General features: G+C 69.2%; 6 protein-coding genes and 1 pseudogene. 4 read left to right on the top strand and 3 right to left on the bottom strand.

The window, feature by feature from the left end; translation table 11 throughout:
* Positions 1-18: 18 nt before the first annotated feature.
* The gene (locus AC07XS_RS15560; RefSeq protein WP_182715171.1) at positions 19-258 is read right to left on the bottom strand and encodes a hypothetical protein; all 240 of its coding nucleotides are present in this window, start codon (positions 256-258) and stop codon (positions 19-21) included.
* A 167-nt stretch (positions 259-425) separates the two neighbouring features.
* Between AC07XS_RS15560 and AC07XS_RS15565 the strand changes: the two genes are divergently transcribed.
* Positions 426-2288, top strand: a complete 1863-nt coding sequence (locus AC07XS_RS15565) for a monovalent cation:proton antiporter-2 (CPA2) family protein (RefSeq protein ID WP_182715170.1) — start codon at positions 426-428, stop codon at positions 2286-2288.
* A 3-nt stretch (positions 2289-2291) separates the two neighbouring features.
* Here AC07XS_RS15565 and AC07XS_RS15570 read toward each other — a convergent pair whose 3' ends face one another.
* Complete coding sequence (locus tag AC07XS_RS15570; RefSeq protein WP_321208185.1) at positions 2292-2933, bottom strand: DUF4168 domain-containing protein; 642 nt, start codon at positions 2931-2933, stop codon at positions 2292-2294.
* A gap of 214 nt (positions 2934-3147) precedes the next feature.
* Here AC07XS_RS15570 and AC07XS_RS15575 point away from each other — a divergent pair, with 214 nt between their 5' ends.
* The 3 genes from AC07XS_RS15575 (at position 3148) to AC07XS_RS15585 (ending at position 5450) form a co-directional block, all read left to right on the top strand.
* Positions 3148-4167: a S1/P1 Nuclease gene (locus tag AC07XS_RS15575; protein ID WP_182715169.1), complete on the top strand. Its 1020-nt coding sequence runs from the start codon at positions 3148-3150 to the stop codon at positions 4165-4167.
* Between the two features lie 168 nt (positions 4168-4335).
* Complete coding sequence (locus AC07XS_RS15580; protein ID WP_182715168.1) at positions 4336-5130, top strand: RNA methyltransferase; 795 nt, start codon at positions 4336-4338, stop codon at positions 5128-5130.
* Positions 5127-5450, top strand: coding sequence for a YnfA family protein (locus tag AC07XS_RS15585; protein ID WP_182715167.1), 324 nt, complete (start codon positions 5127-5129; stop codon positions 5448-5450). The genes AC07XS_RS15580 and AC07XS_RS15585 overlap by 4 nt, the downstream gene beginning before the upstream one ends.
* Positions 5451-5517: 67 nt before the next feature.
* Here the strand turns inward: AC07XS_RS15585 and AC07XS_RS15590 are convergent.
* Positions 5518-5915, bottom strand: a pseudogene (locus AC07XS_RS15590) (hypothetical protein); the annotation flags it as partial.

A 5915-nucleotide genomic window follows, 5' to 3' on the forward strand; every position in this document is an offset into this window, starting at 1 on the left:
GATATCGTGTCTCGCCGATCACGCCTGCGCCCACGCCCGCGCGGGCCGACACCGAACGCTATCCCGACGCGACGCCGTGACGACGACGTCCTCCATGTCTGGTTCTGCTTGCAGCTCAAACCCCAGCGGTCGGCACGCCGCCGGCGTCGGTTCGCCATCCAGCGGCTTGGCCAGGGCGACGCTCGGCACGGCGACCGGCGGTGTGGCGAAGGACAGGCTCAGAACGGACAGCGCCGCCATCCTGATGATGCGTGACATGGCTTCCTCCGGTTGTTCTCCTTGATGTCAGTCGCGGGTTGGTCTGAGGCGAAACTGTGGCCGCGGACGCCGCTCGCCGCACGATCCTCTTCCAGCGTGTCTTTCGCGTCCTCTCGCAATCTGCGCCGAGCCTCCCCACAATGGGAGCCTAGCTTCAGGGGTGCAGCATGGCCGAGCCGGCGTCGGGATTGGATTTGGGGGCGGCGGCGGCGCTGCTGGCGGCGGGGGTGATCGCCGTGCCCGTGTTCAAACGGGTCGGCCTGGGCTCGGTGCTGGGCTATCTGGCGGCGGGCCTGACCATCGGTCCGTTCGGCCTGAAGCTGTTCCGCGAGCCCGAGACCATTCTGCACGTCGCCGAGTTCGGCGTGGTCATCTTCCTGTTCATCATCGGGCTGGAGATGCGGCCCAAACGCCTGTGGGGACTGAGGAAAGAGATTTTCGGCCTGGGCGCGGCCCAGGTCCTGTTCTGCGGCTTCATTCTGACTCTCACTGCCATGCTGGCGGGCTTCTCCGCCCCCGTCGCCTTCGTCGGGGCCATGGGGTTCGTCCTGTCCTCCACCGCCGTCATCATGCAGATGCTGGAAGAGCGCGGCGCGATCGCGGGCGGACCGGGCCAGCGCGCGGTCTCCATCCTGCTGCTCGAAGACCTCGCCATCGTGCCGCTTCTGGCCGTCGTCGCCGTCCTGGCCTCGATCCTGGGCGTGGCGAACGAACAGGCGCCGCCCCTGTGGCAGACCGTCGGCTTTGCGGTGGCGGCGGTCGGCGGGGTGCTGCTGGCCGGCAAATATCTGGTCAATCCGATCTTCCGTCTTCTGGCGCGCTACGGCGGGCGCGAGGTGATGACGGCTGCGGCCCTGCTGGTCGTCGTCGGCGCCGCCTGGGCCATGTCCCTGGGCGGTCTGTCGATGGCCATGGGCGCCTTCCTGGCCGGGGTCCTGCTGTCGGAATCCAGCTTCCGCCATCAGCTGGAAGCGGATGTGGAGCCGTTCCGGGCCATTCTGCTGGGCCTGTTCTTCCTCAGCGTCGGCATGTCGCTGGACCTGTCGGTGGTGGTCGCCGACTGGCGTCTGGTCGTCGGCGGCGTGGTCGCCTTCATGGCGGTGAAGGCTCTGGGCATCTATGCCGTCGCCCGCCTGTTCAAGGCTTCGCACCATGAGGCGGTGGAACGCGCGGCCCTGTTCGCCCAGGGCGGCGAGTTCGCCTTCGTCCTATATGGCGCGGCGGTGACGGCCGGTTTGTTCGACGCCCAGGTTGGGGCCATGATGTCGGCCATCGTCATCCTGTCTATGGCCCTGACGCCGCTGACCAGTCTGCTGACCCAGCGTCTCCTGCCCAAGCCGACCCTGTCGGCCGAAGATGCGGACGGCGTGGAATTCGCCAAGGATCTGCGCGGGCAGGTGCTGATCATCGGCTTCGGCCGTTTCGCCCAGGTGGTGTCCCAGCCCCTGCTGGCGCGCGACGTGGACGTCTCGATCATCGAGAACGACGTCGAGATGATCCAGGCCGCCTCCCAGTTCGGCTTCAAGGTCTATTACGGCGACGGGGCCCAGCTTCACACCCTGCGGGCCTCCGGCGCGGGCGAGGCCGAGATCGTCCTGGTCTGCGTGGACAAGCCCGAGGTCGCCGATCGGATCGTCGAACTGGTCAAGTCCGAGTTTCCGACGACCAAGATCATGGCCCGCGCCTTCGACCGGGGCCATTCGATGCGGCTGATCCAGGCCGGAGTGGACTATCAGATCCGCGAGACCTTCGAATCCGCCCTGAAGTTCGGCGAACGCGCCCTGGTCGAACTGGGTATGGACGAGCATGAGGCGGCCGAGACCATCGGCGATGTCCGCCGCCGCGACGAAGCGCGGCTGGACCTGCAACTGACCGGCGGCATTACGGCGGGCCGCCAGCTGATGCGCGGAAACATGCCGACGCCGCAGCCGGCCCCCTATATCAAGCCGCGCCGCGAGGGCCGGCTGCTGAACGAGGAGGAGGCGGGTCCGTCCGTCCCGGCGGCCGAGGACGAACCCGTCGCATCTTGAGCCCTATTGGGCGGCCTGATAGCGGGCGCCGATCAGTTCGGCCCGGGCGCGCAGCCCCGGGTCCTGGGACACGGCGGCGGCGATGGCGTTGAAGCGATCCACGGCCAGGCCCGAGCCCTGGACGGCGGCGGTCAGCTGGGCGCTCTGCTCGGGCGTGGCCTGGCCGTTCTGCACAGTGGCGGTCACGGCGCGAATCTTCTCCATGGCCTGGACGAACTGGGTCAGTTCGGCCTCGCTGACGCCGGCGGCGACGGAGCCGGGGACGGGCGGCGGCGCCTTCATGGCCCTGATCCGGGCGTCGATCACCGGATTGTCGGCCGCGGCGCGCGAAATGGCGTTGAAGCGCACGACCTCAAGCCCTGACTCCTGAACCGCAGCGGCCATTTCCGCCTGCTGTTCCGGCGTCGGCTGGGCGCCGTTCAGGGTGTCGCTGACGGCGCGGACGCGGGTGATGGCCGCGTCGTATTTGCGCAGTTCTTCGTCGGTGAAGGTCGAAGGATCGTTCGGATCGGCCGGGGCCGCCTGGGTCGGCGTCGTCTGGCCGGAGGCGGGTTGATAGGGCGTGGCGGTTTGGGCCTGGGCGCCTGCGGCCGTCAGAAGGGCTGCGGCGGAGACGAGAAGGGCGAGGCGGGGCGCGCGCAACATGCGTGGTCCTTTCGATCTGGCGTCCACGAAAGCCGTCATCGACGACGACGACGCAATCACGTCGTCGCTCGCCCGCGACTGTGGAGCCTGAAAGGGACAAGAAGGCGGGGAGCCCGCTTAACCTAGGCGTTCGCGCCACGATCGCCACCCCGTCGGGCTGGAGAGCCGATCAAGGATGCGTTAGACGGTCGTGATCTGCGCAAGGATCACCTGTATGAAACGTCTCGCCATCGCCGCCCTGGCGGTCCTCGCCGTCGCCGTCCCCGCCGTCCAGGTCGACGCCTGGGGCAATACGGGGCACCGGCTGATCGGGGTGGCGGCGATGCGGGCCCTGCCGGACGACCTGCCCGCCTTTCTGAAGACCCCCGGCGCCGTCGCCGACGTCGGCGAACTGGCGCGCGAGCCCGATCGGTGGAAGGGCGCGGGCCAGCCGCATGACCGCGAACGGGATACCGCCCACTTCATCGACCTGGACGACCAGGGGCGCGTCTACGACCAGCGCGGCATGAGCCTGACCGCCCTGCCGCGTCTGAAGTCGGAATATGACGCCGCCCTGACCCAGGCTGGGCTGGACGTCGACGACGCCGGCTATCTGCCCTACGCCATGATGGACGCCTGGCAGAACCTGGGCCGTGACTTCGCCTATTGGCGCGTGCTGAACGCCGCCGAAAAGCGCGAGACCAATATGGAGCGCCAGGCCTGGTACCGCGCCGACCGCATCCGCCGCGAGGCCCTGATCCTGCGCGACATCGGGGTGATGGGCCACTATGTCGGCGACGGCTCCCAGCCCCACCATACGAGCATCCACTACAACGGCTGGGGCGACTTTCCGAACCCGGAAGGCTTCACCAATTCGCGCCAGACCCATGCCCTGTTCGAAGGCGCCTTCACCAGCCGCGTCGCCCGCCTGGACGCTGTCGAGGCCGCCATGCCCGCCGCCGATCTGACGGGTTTCGACGTCAAGGCGCGCACCGTCGCCTATCTGACGACGACGCTCGGCACGGTCGTCCCCTTCTATCGACTGGAGAAGGCGGGGGCCTTCCGCGACAGCGACCCGCGCGGCGCGGCCTTCGTCAACGAACGGCTGGCGGCGGGCGCGGCCGAGCTGCGCGACTTCATCGCCGCCGCCTGGACCGCCTCGGCCGACGCCTCCATCGGCTGGCCCGCCGTCAAGGTCGCCGAGGTCGAGGCCGGAACCGCCGACCCCTGGCTGGCCCTGGTCGGCGAGGACTGAACCTGGTTATCCGCTCATCCCGGCGAAAGCCGGGACCCAGACCTTTGGGCGCTTCGATCTTGAAAGCGGCGCTCGACCTTTCGTCCGACGCATTAAGGCGCCGTTGGAGATGCGAAAGCACTGGGTCCCGGCTTTCGCCGGGATGAGCGGAAAGAGTATGTGCATCGAATGCCCGATCTGACTCCCCCCGCCGTCATCCTCGACAAGCCTCAGATGGCCGAGAACATCGGCGCCGTGGCGCGGGTGATGGCGAACTTCGGCCTGTCGGACCTGCGCCTGGTCAGCCCTCGCGACGGCTGGCCCCAGGAGCGGGCCTGGGCCACCGCCTCGGGCGCCGACTGGGTGTTGGACGGGGTGCGGGTTTTCGACACGGTCGCCGAGGCCATCGCCGACCTCAACACCGTCTTCGCCACCACCGCCCGCCCCCGCGAGACGCGCCAGCCGGTCCGCACCCCGCGCGAGGCCAGTCGCGTCCTCTATGACGACACCGCCTCGGGCCTGAAGACCGGTCTGCTGTTCGGCGGCGAGCGCGCCGGCCTGGAGACGACCGACATCGCCCTGTGCGCCGGCATCGTCACCATCCCGATCGACCCGAAACACCATTCGCTGAACCTGGCCCAGGCGGTGGCGATCAACGCCTATGAGTGGCGCACCCTGATCCTGGACGCCCCGCCGCCGCGCTTCCGCGAGGCTGAGCCGCCGGCGTCGAACGACCTGCTGATCGGCATGTACGAACATCTGGAGGAGGAGCTGGAGAACGGCGGCTTCTTCTATCCGCCCGAGAAGAAGCGCTCGATGAGCCAGAACCTGCGCGTCATGCTGGGCCGCGCCGCCTTCTCCGAACAGGAGGTCGCCACCATGCGCGGCGCCATCCACGCCCTGGCTCGGGGGCGAGGCCGGGTGCTGGCCAAGCTGGCGGCCGAGCGGGCGGCGAAAGCTGAGAAGCCGGAAACGCCCGAGTGAAGGCGTTGCTGATCTACCCGCTGGCGGCGCTGGCGGAGATCGGCGGCTGCTTCGCCTTCTGGGCCTGGCTGAAGCTGGATCGCTCGCCGCTGTGGCTGGCGCCGGGTCTGGTCTGTCTGATTGCCTTCGCCTGGCTGCTGACCCTGGTTCCCAGCGATGCGGCGGGCCGGGCCTTCGCCGCCTATGGCGGGGTCTATATCTGCGCCTCTCTGGTCTGGATGGCGATGGTCGAGAAGACGACGCCCGACCGCTGGGATCTGATCGGCGCGGCGGTCTGTCTGGTCGGGGCGGGGATCATCCTGTTCGGGCCGAGGGCGTGAGGTGTGGGGTGTGGAGGGCGATCGGCTACCCAGCGCGCCGTCACCACGCCACACACCCCACACTTTCCTAACCCGCCCCCAGCAGGTCCGACCAGCGCCAGCTGGCCTTGCCCAGGGCGATCCGCGCCCCGTCGACGCCGTCCTCCAGCGTCAGCACGGCCAGGCCCGTCATCCGCTGGTTTCGGCACTCGGCCGGGGCGAAGGCGACCTCCAGCGCAATGGCCTGGCGCACTCCGGCCAGACCCTTGCCGGCCTGGTTGCGGCTTTGCAGCCAGTCGCCGTTCCAGACCAGCATGGCCCGACCGGCGGCGTTCATCTCCCGGCTGGCGGCGATGACGGCGCGGCGCACGGCGGCGTCGTCGCGCACGGCGTCCTGGACCCAGCGCACCATGTCGCAGGACCCGCCGCCGGAGCCTGGGCCTGATCCCGTCCCGCCGTTCCCGCCCGCGCCGCCGACTCCACTCC

This window comes from Brevundimonas sp. GW456-12-10-14-LB3 (assembly GCF_059424365.1).